The organism is Brevibacillus reuszeri (genome assembly GCF_002897295.1).
Taxonomy (GTDB): Bacteria; Bacillota; Bacilli; order Brevibacillales; family Brevibacillaceae; genus Brevibacillus; species Brevibacillus reuszeri_A.
Genome location: NZ_BEXF01000029.1, coordinates 1 through 13,379, shown reverse-complemented (window position 1 = coordinate 13,379; position 13,379 = coordinate 1). Strand labels below are relative to the sequence as shown.

Below are 13,379 nucleotides of genomic sequence, written 5' to 3'. Positions count from 1 at the left end.
GTGGGAAATAGATGTCGATTCAGAATGAACAAGATTTGATTTGCCTGAAGCGTATTGGGAGAATTGTGGCTGAGGCCAGAGAAGCGATGATTAAGGAAGTACGGGCTGGTATAACAACAAAAGAGCTGGATCAGATCGGCAAGCAAATATTGGAGCAGCATGGTGCCAAATCAGCTCCGCGTAAAGAGTACAATTTTCCTGGCTACACCTGCATTAGTGTAAATCATGTAGTGGCACACGGAATTCCGGATGGTACTGTACTAAACGAGGGCGATGTCATCAACATCGATGTATCAGCCGAATTAGACGGATATTATGCGGATACAGGGGCTTCTATCGTAGTCGGGGCTGGAGATGCGAGGAAGCAATCACTGTGCAAGGTTGCCGAGGATTCGCTATACAAAGCGCTGGAGTCAGCCAAGGCAGGCTCAAAAATGAGTCAGATCGGACGCATCGTTCATAATGAAGCGCGGAAAAGTGGCTTTACTGTCGTGAAAAATTTGACGGGACACGGGATCGGAAAAAGTCTTCATGAGGACCCTGACCATATCTTGAACTACTACGATAAGACGGACAAACGCTTGCTTACCGAGGGGATGGTCTTGGCGGTGGAAACGTTCATTTCCACGAGAGCGGAGTATGTAACGGATGGACGGGACGGCTGGGCATTTGTTACGCCAGATAAAAGCTACGTCGCACAATATGAGCATACGATTGTCATCACCAAGGACAAACCGATCATTTTGACGGCTTGATGACGGCTGATAATAGGAAGGGACCTCAGAGTACTGGGGTTCTTTTTTTTGAAAAAGAGTTGATAGAAAAACTTGCAGAATAGCCAAAGTTTGTATATGATCTAAATAAGAATATATGTTCGTAGTTGGTAGGAGGGATGTTTGAGTGAATCGCTGCGGCTGGGTAAACCAAGACCCTTTATATATCGATTATCATGACAATGAATGGGGCGTGCCCATTTACGACGATCGTCTCCTGTTTGAATTTTTAAATCTGGAGGGAGCTCAAGCTGGCCTGAGCTGGTATACCATCCTGAAAAAGAGAGAGAACTACCGGAGGGCATTCGATAATTTTGATCCGGAAAAGATTATTCAGTACGATGAGCAAAAAATTGAAGAATTGCTCCAGGACGAGGGAATCGTGCGCAATCGATTAAAGATTCGGGCAGTCGTCACGAATGCCAAAGCTTACTTTAAAGTGGTAGAGGAATTTGGCTCTTTTAGCAGCTATATCTGGTCTTTCGTAGGAGGCAAGCCAATCCACAACCATTTTCAGGAAATGAAGGACGTGCCTGCATCTACGGAGATTAGCGACAAGCTGAGCAAGGATTTGAAAAAGCGCGGCTTTACTTTTGTCGGTACGACCATATGCTATGCCTATATGCAAGCAGTCGGCATGGTGAACGATCATATCGTAACGTGTGACTGCTATCAACAATAGGAAGTGTGAGATTAGAGAGGAGGGAATGGCATGAATGAGAATGACCTGCTTATACTGAACTTTGAGGAAGTCAGACGCCGAAGCATCAAAGTATGGAAAAGCATCCCGAACGACCTTTTGAATTGGAAGCCGGATGATAAAGCATTTACGTGCGCAGAAATGATTCGTCACGTAATTGAGGGCGAGTTTCTCTATCACCAGATTTTGATCCATAGAGGAAGTGCGGCATTATCAGCCATTCCCAATCCTTTTGAAACAAAGGAATTTACGACAGTAGAAGATGATTTGCATTTTGCTGCGCCATTTCGAGAAGAGTTTTTGAAGTACGTGAAAACATTGACGAAAAGCGATTTGGAAAGCATTCGGATTGATCGATCCGAGGTCGGGTATGTTCGTACTTTGGGAGACATGCTGCTGCGTATTGCTTACCACGAGTCCGTTCACACAGGGCAGCTGCTGGATTACATGCGCACGATGAGAATCGACCGTCCGAATATTTGGGATTAATGAGTATACGCGAAAGAAGCTTAGGGAGTGGAGTCAGTCCTTCTGTTGAACAGGCAGAGGGACTGGCTTTTTTGTGTTTACCGTGACCGTTGCTGTGGCTCTTGGATATTTCAAAGAAATGGTATAAAAAGCTTGAATATGTCAGTTTTGTATGAGATACTTGTACTAACAATACGAACAAACGTTCTTTTTCTATACATGGAACACCCGATATATATGCCCTTAAGGAGGAACGATCATGGCACAAGTGACATTAATGAGCAAGGATGTACTGATGGAAGCCGTATGCGAAGTGTGCCCGGCCACGTGCTGGGGGAAAAAAGCCCATTGCCAGGTTCATGATCTGCATGTCGGAAAGATTGAGTCTTGCCCGGAATGGGACAAGTATATGCGGGACCAAAGCCAAGCAGGGAGCTCGCAGGCAAAACCGACAGCTCAACGCGTGAAAGCCGACAGCTTTAGCCATATGGGCGAGCTGGAGCCAGCGCTGGATATTGTCCAGAAAACCGAGGATGAGATTCGTGACTACAATTACATGCTGATCGAGGTTGTTCGCATTCAGCGATACTTGCGCGAGGCAGGTGAGGGGATGGTCGGACAGTACGGGATCGAATCGGCATTGCCAAAAGGAAAGGGGGTTACCGGTGACAAGACACATGCAGAAGTGGTACGCCGGGAACGCAAGTGGAAGAGGCTGCAAAATCTCCAGGAGAAAATCGAACGGATCAACCGGGCAGTGGAGACGATTCCGGGTGAGCAGGAGCGTTTGATCGTCGAAGCGCTTTTGGATGGAGATAAAAACAACCTCATCGCCAAAGAGATCGGCGTTTCCCGGCAGCGATATTATGAGATCAAGCGAAGCGCGGTTATGAAAATGGCGCGGGCGATGTACGGAAGCAAGATTCAACCGACTGGGTAAAACAACGGTCAGAGGCAATCCAAATTATAGACAGTCGTAGACGGCTTTTCGCAAAGCCAGTTCTCTTGGCTCGTTCGCCATCCCGAAGCCGTGCTTATTCATCGCGTACGCATAGCCGAGTTTCTTATCTGGATCGGCAAAGCAAAACGAGCCTCCCGCTCCTGGATGACCAAATGCGCTTTCACTTTGGCCAAATTTCAGATCGAAAAATGGCTTCCAAAAGCCTAAAGAATAGGCGATATTCATGCAATTAACATGATCGTAGTAGCCGTCCTGCGGGGGAGCAGCCGGTCTTCTCAATTCATCCATGGTGCAGTCTAGTAGATCTAGCTTCTCAGCACGACTGGCAAAAGCTCCATAGATTTTTGCCATCGCGTGTACTTGCCCGATTCCGTTTCCAGATGGGAATTCGATAGAGAGCATCGGGCGATGGTTAAAATGATCGTTTGCAACTAGCCTTTTCGGATCTACCAAGCTTCTCGCGACCAATGAGTTGGGGGTAAGAAATCCGAGCAGCATTTTTCGCGGTAAACGCGTGATGCCCTTTAAGAGCTGAAGTGGATGATTGATGCCTTCAATTGTAGTGATTCGATTGTCTGAAACCTTTGCAGGTAAGCCTATGTAAAATTCAGCTTGCAAAGGTTCTGCTATTTCTTCTTGAAAAAAAGTTTGCAGGGTTCGGCGTTGAGGGTCTACTCTTTTTAAAAGTTCGCCCATCAATGCCCCAATCGTCCATGCATGGTATCCATGTATTTTTCCAACCTCCCATGCGGGTGGACTTGCTGCCAGGAAAGTGGCTAGACGAGCTGTATCAAGGTCATCGAAGGTCTGAATCGGATGGGCGTGGAGTGGAGAGAGACCTGCCTGATGGGCAAGCATTTGTCTGATCGTTATGCTTTCTTTTCCGTTCTGGGCAAACTCAGGCCAATAGGTGGATACCTTTTCATCGTAGGAAAAATAGCCTTTGGAATGTGCTAGCGCAAGGGCGAGCGCCGCAAAGCCTTTTGTTGATGAGAAGACTTGAACGAGCGTATCCTTTTCCCATATGTCGCGTGTCCGTCTATTTCGATAGCCGCCCCATAGGTCGACGACCACTTCATTATCGATGAATACCGAGATAGCTGCTCCGACTTCACCTCGCTTCGTAAAATTGTTGATAAACTCCTCTTGCACGAGTTCGAATCCAGGTGCAACAAATCCGTGAATCAGTCCATCTGCCAAAGCAGGCATGCGCACTCCTCCAAATCAGACGTGATAGAAAAAGCTTCCGTACATGCCGGGATTTCTCTTATAATAAGATCAATATAACAGATAAATGACTAAAAGTGTATAAATAGTCAAATAAAAACAAGGAGATGAAAATGGCCCGGATTACATCGGAACAGAGAACGAAAATCCAAAACGATCTTCTCCACAAAGGGAAAGCATTATTCATTCAATATGGGTTTTTGAAGACAAGCATTGATGACATCGTGCAGGCGTGTGGCATTGCCAAAGGCTCATTTTATACCTATTACAGCTCAAAGGAAGAGCTGTATTACGCAATTCTCCGCAAAGAGGAAGCGATAAAAAAGGAGATCATGGTGGAAATTATGCGCGAAACGCTGCCACCAAAAGAGCTGCTCGTCCGCTTTTTTGAAAAATCGTGGCAGGCGATTGAGGGGAACCCTTTTTTGCAGAGTTTGTACCAGCGCGGAGAGTTTGAGCGGATTGTGTCACGTCTTCCGCAAGAGCTGTTAGACGAGCATGCTCGAGAGGATCTGGAGGAATCGGCAGAATTTGTGAGGTGGCTTCAGGCAAAGGGGATTACCGAAACCGATCCCGAAGTGTTGATCGGGCTTTTCCGTACAGTTATTCTCATTCCTTTGCATCGGGGAGAAATTGGAGAAGAGATTTTTCCAAAAATGATGGCGAAGATGATTGCGTGTTTGGCGGAAGGCTTGACGCACGAGTCATGAGAGGACTGACAGTGGTTTACACAACCTGACACTTACGTGAAAATATCCTTTATTTCCCATCCGTCGGTTATACTTGAGTCAAGCGAAATGAATAGAAGAGCAGCACAGCACAAAGCCATCCGGTATTTTAGCCGGGTGGTTTTTTTATACAAAAAGGAAGTGCTTGGCGAGCAAGGAAAAAGGCGATAGAGCCGCACATTTTGCGAGTTGAAGGCGTATGTCCACTCGCTCCTTGCTCGGCGGGCATGGCTCGCTCATTCGGTCGAAATGAAAGGAGAACATGTAAAGTATGGGAATAATGCTCAACGCATCTACACCAGGTGATTCGTTTGCAAACGCAATTGTCGTGTCCGGCATCTCGGGAAGCGGAACGCTAAGCGACACAAAGGACCTGTTTTTCAAGTATACAGCTCCTCGTGCAGGCAGCTACACTTTTAGTACTGCTTCTGGGTTCGATGCCTATCTGCAGGTTATCGATACAAACCAAGTGACGATTATGGGAGCAGACGACGATGGTGCAGGCGGAAATCAACCAAAGGTGACTGTCTCGTTAACTGCGGGGAAGGTCGTGTTTTTGAAAGTTTACGGGTACAACCATTTGGCAGGGAAATTCGGTCCGGTAACGCTACGAATTGCGGAGCCTTCTGCTGGTAATGCTCCGGGAGCGGTTTCTATGTCAGTGGGGACTCCAACTGCCAATTCGTTGACACTGACTTATTCTTCAACGGGTGCAGCCTCCTATGATATTTACCGCAACGGCGTTTTTGTAGCAGCAGGACGCACAGCAACCACGTTTACGGATACAAATCTGTCGCCTAATACCACATACACCTATTATGTAATAGCGCGTAATGCATATGGGTCAGCTGCCAGCCCAAGCAAGGCAGGGACCACCCGCGTCAATACTGGCCCCGATCCTGTTACGATCTTCGAAGGGTTTGAAGGAAGCACATATAAGTTTACTTTCACAGGAGATTGGGCTGATTCGAAAGTCGAAGCGTCTACCGGGACATGGAGTCGCAAGAGTAAAGCCATCACACACAAGGAAACATCGACGATGCAGTTTAAAGTGTCCATTCCAAACAAGTATGCACAAACACCAACGTTGAAGTTTGATTACTTCGTCAGCTCCGAAGCCAATTACGACTATTTGGAGGTACTGCTCGATGGAGTAAGCAAGCTGAAAGCATCCGGTGAAACGGGCTGGGTGAAGGACTTTACGGTTGCACTCAGCACAGGGGAACAAATGGTGACGTTTAATTACGTCAAGGATAGCTCCACATCAAAAGGGCAGGATTGCGCGTATGTGGATAATATTCGGGTTAGTTATTGATAGGGGTGACAGGTGAGTCTTTGTTTAGGAATCGGGGTTGTGTTGTTCAGGATAGTCCTTAAATGGTGACATTGGTTTACACAAGCTCACACTTATTTATAAAATTACTTTTGATTACCATTTTCAATTATAATTAAGTCAAGCGGAACGAATATACGAGTAGCTACAAAGCCATCCGGGAAAATGCCGGGTGGTTTTTTTGTGCCTCGTATGACTGGCGATAAAAGCCGCACATTTTGCGAGTTTAAGACGTATGTCCACTCGCTCCTTGCTTGGCGGGCATGGCTCGCTAGAGGAATGATGACACAAAAGAGGGAGGTGTGGGAAGGATGTTTTTAACCTAAGAGTTTTAGAAAGACCTTACACGTTAGTTAAATATTATCGTTGTATCGTGCGTAGTTCGAGTAATCATGGACGTAAAAACTTAAAGAATCTAAGGAGAGATTTAGATGGGTAACAAGATTGAATATGGTTACGGGTTAATTCCGTTAACTCCAGAGCGTAAGGAAGAATTGGAATCCCTGAGTGAAGAATATCATAGAAAACGCCAAGCGATGAGAGTTGCCACATTAGCAGCTCTCCCAATAGTAGTTGACTTAGCGCCGCAATTTCCGCCAATTCGTAGCCAAGGACGCTATGGAACTTGTGTAGCATTTGCATCAGCTGCAATCTTGGACTATTGGGATGGTAAGTTATCGGGGCGAGGGGCAAATACAATCGTGCGCTCCCCATTGCATTTGTACTATCCAAATGCAATGGGTGCAGGAATGCAAATAGTTGATGCAATAACAAATGCTAATCAACGAGGAGCCTGCGCTGAAGTTGAGCGGCCTTATGCTACGTCTACTGAAGAGCATAAATTTGTAGAGCCAATTACAAGTAAGCAGCGAGTATCAGGTGATTTTTGGAAAAACTCTGCACCCAACCCTCTTATTAAACTGTATAAACCAAGTTCAAGCAAAGAAACAATGATTCAAGGAGTTAAAGAACATTTAGCAAGTGGTATCCCAGTGCTATTAGAAATTGACTCAAAACCATCCTTCCATAATCCTGGAGCAGGAGGGGTAATTACCCCCATATCTGGAGAAGAAACGACTGCAGGTCATGCCGTTGTAATTGTTGGTTATGATGACAACAAGGGCATGTTTAAAATTCGTAATTCCTGGGGTACGAGTTGGGGAAGTGGCGGCCATGGATTTATTTTATACAATGACATCTTTGCCTATACCGTTGCTGGATTTTATGCAAACGACTACTATAATTTTACTTGCTATGTCGATGGACAAACATTAATGAATCCTTACATTGCTCAAAGTGAAAATAGCATTATTCCTATCAAGAACTTTAAGCGATCTTCCTATCGTTTCGTACGCTTGGTAGCCACGCGTACTGGATCGCATGTGTTTGCGATGAATAATAATGACTTTAAGTTGACTGTGCTTACAGAGGATTACAATACGGTGGTTGCTTTAGAGTCAGTTAAAACAATTACAGCAAATCTTGTGGCGAATAAAGCATACATCATCCAAATATACTGTGACTCTACTTTGGCCAGTGTTGATAGTGCCACTCTGACAATGGGTAATGGTTCGGGGGGAGTTCCTACACCTGGAACTACCCCAGGTGATTCGTATGCAAATGCCATTACTGTATTTGGTACATCAGCAAGCGGCACGCTAATCGATACAAAGGATTTATATTTTAAATACACAGCTCCTCGGACAGGTAACTACACTTTTACAACGACTTCAGGATTTGATGCATACATGGATATTATTGACACGGATCAAGTAACGATACTTGGTTCTGATGACGATAGTGCGGGAGGAAGCCAACCAAAAGTAACTGTACCTCTATCTGCTGGAAAAGTTGTATACCCGAAAGTTTACGGATACAAACATACAGAAGGAAAATACGGCCCAGTCATATTAAACATTACCGAGCCTGCTTCTGGATCTGCTCCTGGTGCTGTTTCGTTGACAGTTGGTTCACCCACTGCAAACTCGTTAACATTAACCTATTCTTCAAACGGAGCAACAACCTACGATATTTACCGAGATGGCGTTTTAATCACAGCAGGTCGAACCTCATCAACCTTCACGGATACGGGTCTATTATCAAATAAAACATACGTCTATTATGTAATCGCACGTAACGCATACGGGTCTACTACAAGCACTAGCAAGTCAGGGACAACCCTGCAACAGCCTGGACCAACCCCTGTAACCATCTCAGAAGGATTCGAAGGCACCAAATACGCTTTCACCTTCACGGGAGATTGGGCTGATTCCAAAACGGAAGCTTCCACAGGAACATGGAGCCGTAAAAGTAAAGCCATCACCCACAAAGAAACCTCAACCATGCAATTCACAGAAAACATCCCAAGCAGCTATGCCCAAACCCCTACGTTGAAATTCGACTACTTCGTCAGCTCTGAAGCGAACTACGACTATTTGGAAGTGCTGGTCAATGGAGAAAGTAAGCTGAAAGCCTCAGGTGAAACAGGCTGGGTGAAGGATTATACGGTGACACTCGGAACTGGAAACCAAACTGTAACCTTTCATTACGTAAAAGATGGCTCGACATCAAAAGGGCAAGACTGCGCGTATGTGGACAACATCCGTGTCAGCTACTAATACGAAAACCAAGTAGTGAGATTCCAGAGGGAGTCTTTTTTTGTTTGTTGTTTTTTCTCATCAGCACTATCAAAAAAACTCCACTATCCACCTTTTGATACCTTACGAATCTCTCACCAAGGGCTTATACTACTTATGCCCATTGTAAAATTCCGATCATTCCCGTTGATGGAACGCCGTGTGCGATGAAAATCGCCCGCACGGTGTAGGCTCGAACGAAGCCCTCCAGCAGAGAGAAGGGGGACAAAGTCGAGAATAGCATACCAACAGCTCAAAACCTGTTCTACAATGACCTGAACAACGATGATATTCAAGTGAATGGAATCCTGACGTGGGACGGGGCTACTGATGAAGCAGAGGTCAAAGAGTACCATGTATACTTTGTGAGTCAATCGAATGTGAGAACACTCATGACATCGGTTCCTAAAGGATCCACGTACGAGTATACGTTCAACGAATTAGCTGTACCCGAACACTCCGAGAAGCTGGCAGTGTATGCGGTAGACAACTCTGACGCAGAGTATCCTGCACATGCATGGGTCTATTACTTTAATCTCACGTTGTAATCCATCACGGCAGTACACCCATTTTGACTTCCCTGGAACCCATTCTAGGGAATTTTTTGTACCATCACACAAAGGGAGAGTCTAATAGGCTCTCCCTCTTATTTTTCCCCCAAGGGGGTGAGGAGGAGATACGTGCATGAAGTTTTTACACAGCTTGGATAGCATCGCGACTCCGGCGAACGGATGGGCGGCAACAACGGGTGCACTCGTGTCATCCGTCTTTCACTATTTTTATGGCACGAACCGGCAGGACATCCTGGTCGTGCTCTTTTTTATGATCGCACTTGATTGGATAACAGGGGTATCAGCCTCGAAAAAGGATTTATCTTATTCGTCCGAGTATGGACTGGCGAGAATTCCGCGAACGTTGTTTATCATGGCATTGCCGGCAGTCGGTAACTTGCTGGACCGGGTGATGGGCACGCCGGGATTTCTCTTTTATGGGGTGACATTCGCGCTGATTTATCACACGTGGACGAGTCTGACTGCCAATGCACACCGAGCTGGCTGGCCGATGCCAAAATCGATTGAGCGGCTGGTGAGTGCAGAGATCAAGGCGAAAACAGAACGAGCCCAGCGAAAGGAGCCACGCGTATAAATGCAAATAACCGAAATGCTGTTAACAAACGCTAGATCGCGCCCGCGAACCAAAATAACCCCAAAGGGAGTCGTCATCCATTGGACGGCAAATGAACGTAGAGGGGCGGATGCCCTCGCAAATCGCAACTACTTTAATAATCCTACGACGGAAGCGAGCGCCCATTATATCGTGGATGACACCAAGATCATTCGCTGTCTCCCGGAAAATGAAATGAGCTATCATGTCGGGGCAAAAGTCTACAAGCCTATGGCACTAGCAAAACTGAGCACCTATCCGAATAACTGTACGATTGGGATCGAGATGTGCGTTAATGAGGACGGCAGCTTCCAAGTGATGTATCAGCGTACGGTGGAGCTAACGGCTTCTATTTTGAAAAGGTACGGCTGGGGCGTGGAGCAGCTGTGGCGCCATTATGACGTTACGGGAAAGAATTGCCCTGCATTTTTTGTAGGCGATGATTATGCCCGAAAATATACAGGAGCCAGAGCAGCAGAGGCATGGGCAAGGTTTCAACAGGATATCCACAGGTTGCTCACAGTTTATCCACAAAAACCACAGGATATTGTGGATAAGTGCGAGGTTCAGGTAACGCTAGCTGCCAATGGTTTCGTCATCAATGGGGTATCGTATGTGCCTGTACGAGCCGTTACTGAGGCAGTGGGGGGAGTAGTCGGCTGGGAGCCTGAAACGAAAACAGTAACAGTGAATGGACGAGAAATTACCTGCATCAATGAAAAAGGAATTTCGTACGCTGCGACGAGGGAGCTGGCCACTTTGCTGGGGCTTCACGTTGAGTGGGATGGCCAGCGGAAAATGGTCATTTTGAGGAAAGAGTAAAGGTCGACCCAAAAAAGCCGCAGACATCTCTGCGACTTTTCTGGTTCCGGCATCTAGGACGGTTTTATTGCATGTGAATCAAAATGATGTCCTGAGCATTCAATGTGTACCCAGGTTTTATTTGCTGTTGATTCACGAGAATATGTCCTTCTTTGATTCTGTGGATAACTTGATTGCGACTCCAGCCATCGATTCTCTCTGCGAGGAGCTTGTCGATGCGGAATCGTCCCTCTACATTTTCAATGAGGATGGTTATTTCCTGTATTCCATGTTCCTGATATTGCTGGAGAGGGAGGCGGGGGAGCTCTATTTGCGGCTCAATCGTCTCCGTAACCAGCACCTCTCGATGATCTGTGTATGCTTTATAGGTAGCCAATTTTTCATTCCATGTATGGTTCTTCACACATTTATAAATGGCGAAGCGATAGACATTTTTCCCGTTTGAGTTATGACGGCGGACCATGGTGTCAAAAAACGGTACGATATGTCCACAATTGCTGCAATAGCGCAGCACTTCTCGATCCAGATTATTTTCTTTTAATATCCACGTATGCCAGGTCTTCAGCATGGTATCCTTCACCTCTTCGAAAAGTGAAAGGAACGCACCTGCTATTTGGATGTCCTGTAGAAGTAGAGTGGTTTTTTGGCAATAAAAAAGGAGATTCCCCAATGAGGATCTCCGTACGAATCTACACCTACAGATTTCGTTACGTTCCTTTGTAATGGGAAAAAAGGGCAGACTACACCTATATGAAAAACGACATGTTTTTCAAGGCGAGGCTATCCAGTTTTTTAGGCCATTACAAAGTTATAGTTGGCATACGTTTGGTACCGTACCTTTCCATCCAAATAGACATAAGGAGAATATACCATATTATGATTGTTTATCCAATCGATTTAAAAAATGGCGCACACACATCATAAAAAGATAATGTGAGAAATAGGATGATAAAAGTAAGTTCCGTGATAAAACCGCCTTCATGTACAACGACGGCTTGCGAGTGATCGTCTTGTGGCGTTATCCTATATGCTTTATCTTTGCTCAAACTTCATGAGATGGAGGTTGTCATAAAATGTCTTTACATAATATACCGGATGTAACACCTCGCATTACGCTTAAACGGGAGGAAGTTATTCATCTTTTGTTAACCTCCATTGCCATGGAGGAGATTAGCATATCCCACATAATGAACGCGGAGGGCGATAAGATTCAGCAACTGCTGGAGAGGGATGATGTAAGCCTGGATGACATGCTTCGCCTGAATCGAAGCATGGAGCGAATGGTCCGCAATATGATCAGTAAGCAAATCCTGCTTCAATTCAAGTTGGATCATATTCTGGAAATGGAAGGGAAGACCCCCGGAGTTGATGAGGGAGTTGCAGTAGATGAAATGGACGTGAAGACCCCCGTGATTGATGAGGGGGTTGAAGTAGATGAAATGGACGTGAAGACCCCCGTGGTTGATGAGGGGGTTGAGGTAGATGAAATAGACGTGAAAACCCCAGTGGTTGATGAGGGAGTTGCAGTAGATGAAATAGAAGGGAAGAGCTTCGTGGTTGATGAGGGAGTTGCAGTAGATGAAGACGAAGCTACTTGACCTTTCTAGTGATCATCTATACGAAGACATGATTAAGAGGGTAAAGTGGATGGGGGGAGATGAGCATCCTTCAGGATTTGCCCGTTTAGTGGATTCCACGGTGGCTTTGGAACAAGCATTGGCCGTCCTAATAAAATGCCAGGCTGTGCAGACCAATACCTGCTTGATGTTGATAAGCAGTGAAATAACACCTTATTCGTACCAACTGCTCGTAAGCTGGCTGGAAGCGTCAAATCGTGCGTTGGAAACAATGATCATGTATCACTGGATCACTCTAACTAGACAGAAGGGGATTTTTCCTTACTGGTTGGTCAGTTATAAATCGGGAAATAACGAAGGCATTCCTCATACTTTCGTGGAGGCAAAGCGGCAGACAGTCATGGCTGCTTATGCCTTGGCAGAGGCTAAAATCCAGCTGGTATGCCAATTGATGAGCAAGCTGCAGCAAAGCCCATCTCTGGCGACTCGTGGGGGCGAAGTTGAGAAAGAGGCTCTCCTTACCCTACACAAAGTTGAGGACGTCTTGCGCTTATTGGGCCAAAAACACAGCCTGCTGACAACGCTTGATCAAGATCAAGATGCTGCGGTGGATACATCGCTAAAAGAGATACGTTCTTCTCTGCTTGCCTCCGTGAAAAAACTGGAGGCTCAAATGGCTACGGTGCCCTTTTTATCAAAAGATTTAATAAGTAATCTAAAGAAAGCTTTAACCCGCTTATTAGAGTACTACAGTGTCCCCCAGACCTCAGCACAGGTGTTTTTCCAAGCGGAGCCCCCACTACCTGAACCTTGGCTTAACGAAAAAGTTTTTGGACGTCATAAAAAAGGTCGGTGAGGAAATAGGGACTGACCCCCGTCTGTAGGACAGGGATCAAAACACCTTAGCCAATTAAGCAGCCAGTTGCCGAAATTGAATCGGCGACTGGTTGTTTAGTTTCGTTTGAATGCGAATTAAGTTATAGTAATGAA

The 13,379-nt window shown here is 45.8% G+C and carries 15 protein-coding genes; 12 read left to right on the top strand and 3 right to left on the bottom strand.

Annotated elements, in window-relative coordinates; translation table 11 throughout:
- The first annotated feature begins 11 nt into the window (after nt 1–11).
- The 4 genes from map (at nt 12) to C3B52_RS29800 (ending at nt 2,881) form a co-directional block, all read left to right on the top strand.
- Nucleotides 12–755, top strand: coding sequence for a type I methionyl aminopeptidase (gene map / locus C3B52_RS29815; RefSeq protein WP_103109987.1), 744 nt, complete (start codon nt 12–14; stop codon nt 753–755).
- 145 nt (nt 756–900) lie between these two features.
- Nucleotides 901–1,455, top strand: a complete 555-nt coding sequence (locus C3B52_RS29810; protein ID WP_103109986.1) for a DNA-3-methyladenine glycosylase I — start codon at nt 901–903, stop codon at nt 1,453–1,455.
- 30 nt (nt 1,456–1,485) lie between these two features.
- Nucleotides 1,486–1,962 (top strand): DinB family protein, encoded by a 477-nt coding sequence (locus C3B52_RS29805; protein ID WP_103109985.1) that lies wholly within the window; start codon nt 1,486–1,488, stop codon nt 1,960–1,962.
- A 238-nt stretch (nt 1,963–2,200) separates the two neighbouring features.
- Nucleotides 2,201–2,881, top strand: a complete 681-nt coding sequence (locus C3B52_RS29800; protein WP_103109984.1) for a hypothetical protein — start codon at nt 2,201–2,203, stop codon at nt 2,879–2,881.
- A gap of 24 nt (nt 2,882–2,905) precedes the next feature.
- Here the strand turns inward: C3B52_RS29800 and C3B52_RS29795 are convergent, their stop codons facing one another.
- On the bottom strand, nt 2,906–4,111 hold the full coding sequence (locus C3B52_RS29795) for a serine hydrolase domain-containing protein (RefSeq protein ID WP_103109983.1): 1,206 nt from the start codon (nt 4,109–4,111) through the stop codon (nt 2,906–2,908).
- A gap of 131 nt (nt 4,112–4,242) precedes the next feature.
- Here C3B52_RS29795 and C3B52_RS29790 point away from each other — a divergent pair, with 131 nt between their 5' ends.
- The 6 genes from C3B52_RS29790 to C3B52_RS29765 all read left to right on the top strand — a co-directional run bounded on the left by C3B52_RS29790 (nt 4,243) and on the right by C3B52_RS29765 (nt 10,812).
- Complete coding sequence (locus C3B52_RS29790) at nt 4,243–4,839, top strand: TetR/AcrR family transcriptional regulator (RefSeq protein WP_103109982.1); 597 nt, start codon at nt 4,243–4,245, stop codon at nt 4,837–4,839.
- Nucleotides 4,840–5,128: 289 nt separating this feature from the next.
- Complete coding sequence (locus C3B52_RS29785) at nt 5,129–6,172, top strand: fibronectin type III domain-containing protein (RefSeq protein WP_103109981.1); 1,044 nt, start codon at nt 5,129–5,131, stop codon at nt 6,170–6,172.
- 449 nt (nt 6,173–6,621) lie between these two features.
- Complete coding sequence (locus C3B52_RS29780) at nt 6,622–8,808, top strand: C1 family peptidase (protein WP_103109980.1); 2,187 nt, start codon at nt 6,622–6,624, stop codon at nt 8,806–8,808.
- A gap of 314 nt (nt 8,809–9,122) precedes the next feature.
- On the top strand, nt 9,123–9,374 hold the full coding sequence (locus C3B52_RS29775; RefSeq protein ID WP_103109979.1) for a hypothetical protein: 252 nt from the start codon (nt 9,123–9,125) through the stop codon (nt 9,372–9,374).
- Nucleotides 9,375–9,510: 136 nt separating this feature from the next.
- Nucleotides 9,511–9,972, top strand: a complete 462-nt coding sequence (locus C3B52_RS29770) for a phage holin family protein (protein WP_103109978.1) — start codon at nt 9,511–9,513, stop codon at nt 9,970–9,972.
- On the top strand, nt 9,973–10,812 hold the full coding sequence (locus C3B52_RS29765; RefSeq protein WP_103109977.1) for an N-acetylmuramoyl-L-alanine amidase: 840 nt from the start codon (nt 9,973–9,975) through the stop codon (nt 10,810–10,812).
- 64 nt (nt 10,813–10,876) lie between these two features.
- Here C3B52_RS29765 and C3B52_RS29760 read toward each other — a convergent pair whose 3' ends face one another.
- Entirely contained in the window at nt 10,877–11,380 is a 504-nt protein-coding gene (locus tag C3B52_RS29760; RefSeq protein WP_103109976.1) for a S4 domain-containing protein, read from the bottom strand.
- Between the two features lie 505 nt (nt 11,381–11,885).
- Between C3B52_RS29760 and C3B52_RS37590 the strand changes: the two genes are divergently transcribed.
- A complete protein-coding gene (locus C3B52_RS37590; RefSeq protein WP_235615901.1) occupies nt 11,886–12,410 on the top strand; it encodes a hypothetical protein in 525 nt (174 codons plus the stop codon).
- Nucleotides 12,391–13,245 (top strand): hypothetical protein, encoded by an 855-nt coding sequence (locus tag C3B52_RS29750; protein ID WP_103109975.1) that lies wholly within the window; start codon nt 12,391–12,393, stop codon nt 13,243–13,245. Before C3B52_RS37590 ends, C3B52_RS29750 begins: the two co-directional genes overlap by 20 nt.
- 54 nt (nt 13,246–13,299) lie before the next feature.
- Here the strand turns inward: C3B52_RS29750 and C3B52_RS38300 are convergent.
- Nucleotides 13,300–13,379 (bottom strand): IS3 family transposase (locus C3B52_RS38300; RefSeq protein WP_373419749.1); only part of this gene is annotated, 80 nt, incomplete at its 5' end.

Coding starts and splice junctions, on each gene's coding strand:
- C3B52_RS29805 (WP_103109985.1), top strand. CDS start 1,486: ATGAATGAGAATGACCTGCTTATACTGAACTTTGAGGAAGTCAGACGC.
- C3B52_RS29750 (WP_103109975.1), top strand. CDS start 12,391: ATGAAGACGAAGCTACTTGACCTTTCTAGTGATCATCTATACGAAGAC.
- C3B52_RS29785 (WP_103109981.1), top strand. CDS start 5,129: ATGGGAATAATGCTCAACGCATCTACACCAGGTGATTCGTTTGCAAAC.
- map (WP_103109987.1), top strand. CDS start 12: ATGTCGATTCAGAATGAACAAGATTTGATTTGCCTGAAGCGTATTGGG.
- C3B52_RS37590 (WP_235615901.1), top strand. CDS start 11,886: ATGTCTTTACATAATATACCGGATGTAACACCTCGCATTACGCTTAAA.
- C3B52_RS29760 (WP_103109976.1), bottom strand. CDS start 11,380: ATGCTGAAGACCTGGCATACGTGGATATTAAAAGAAAATAATCTGGAT.
- C3B52_RS29765 (WP_103109977.1), top strand. CDS start 9,973: ATGCAAATAACCGAAATGCTGTTAACAAACGCTAGATCGCGCCCGCGA.
- C3B52_RS29800 (WP_103109984.1), top strand. CDS start 2,201: ATGGCACAAGTGACATTAATGAGCAAGGATGTACTGATGGAAGCCGTA.
- C3B52_RS29780 (WP_103109980.1), top strand. CDS start 6,622: ATGGGTAACAAGATTGAATATGGTTACGGGTTAATTCCGTTAACTCCA.
- C3B52_RS29795 (WP_103109983.1), bottom strand. CDS start 4,111: ATGCCTGCTTTGGCAGATGGACTGATTCACGGATTTGTTGCACCTGGA.
- C3B52_RS29770 (WP_103109978.1), top strand. CDS start 9,511: ATGAAGTTTTTACACAGCTTGGATAGCATCGCGACTCCGGCGAACGGA.
- C3B52_RS29790 (WP_103109982.1), top strand. CDS start 4,243: ATGGCCCGGATTACATCGGAACAGAGAACGAAAATCCAAAACGATCTT.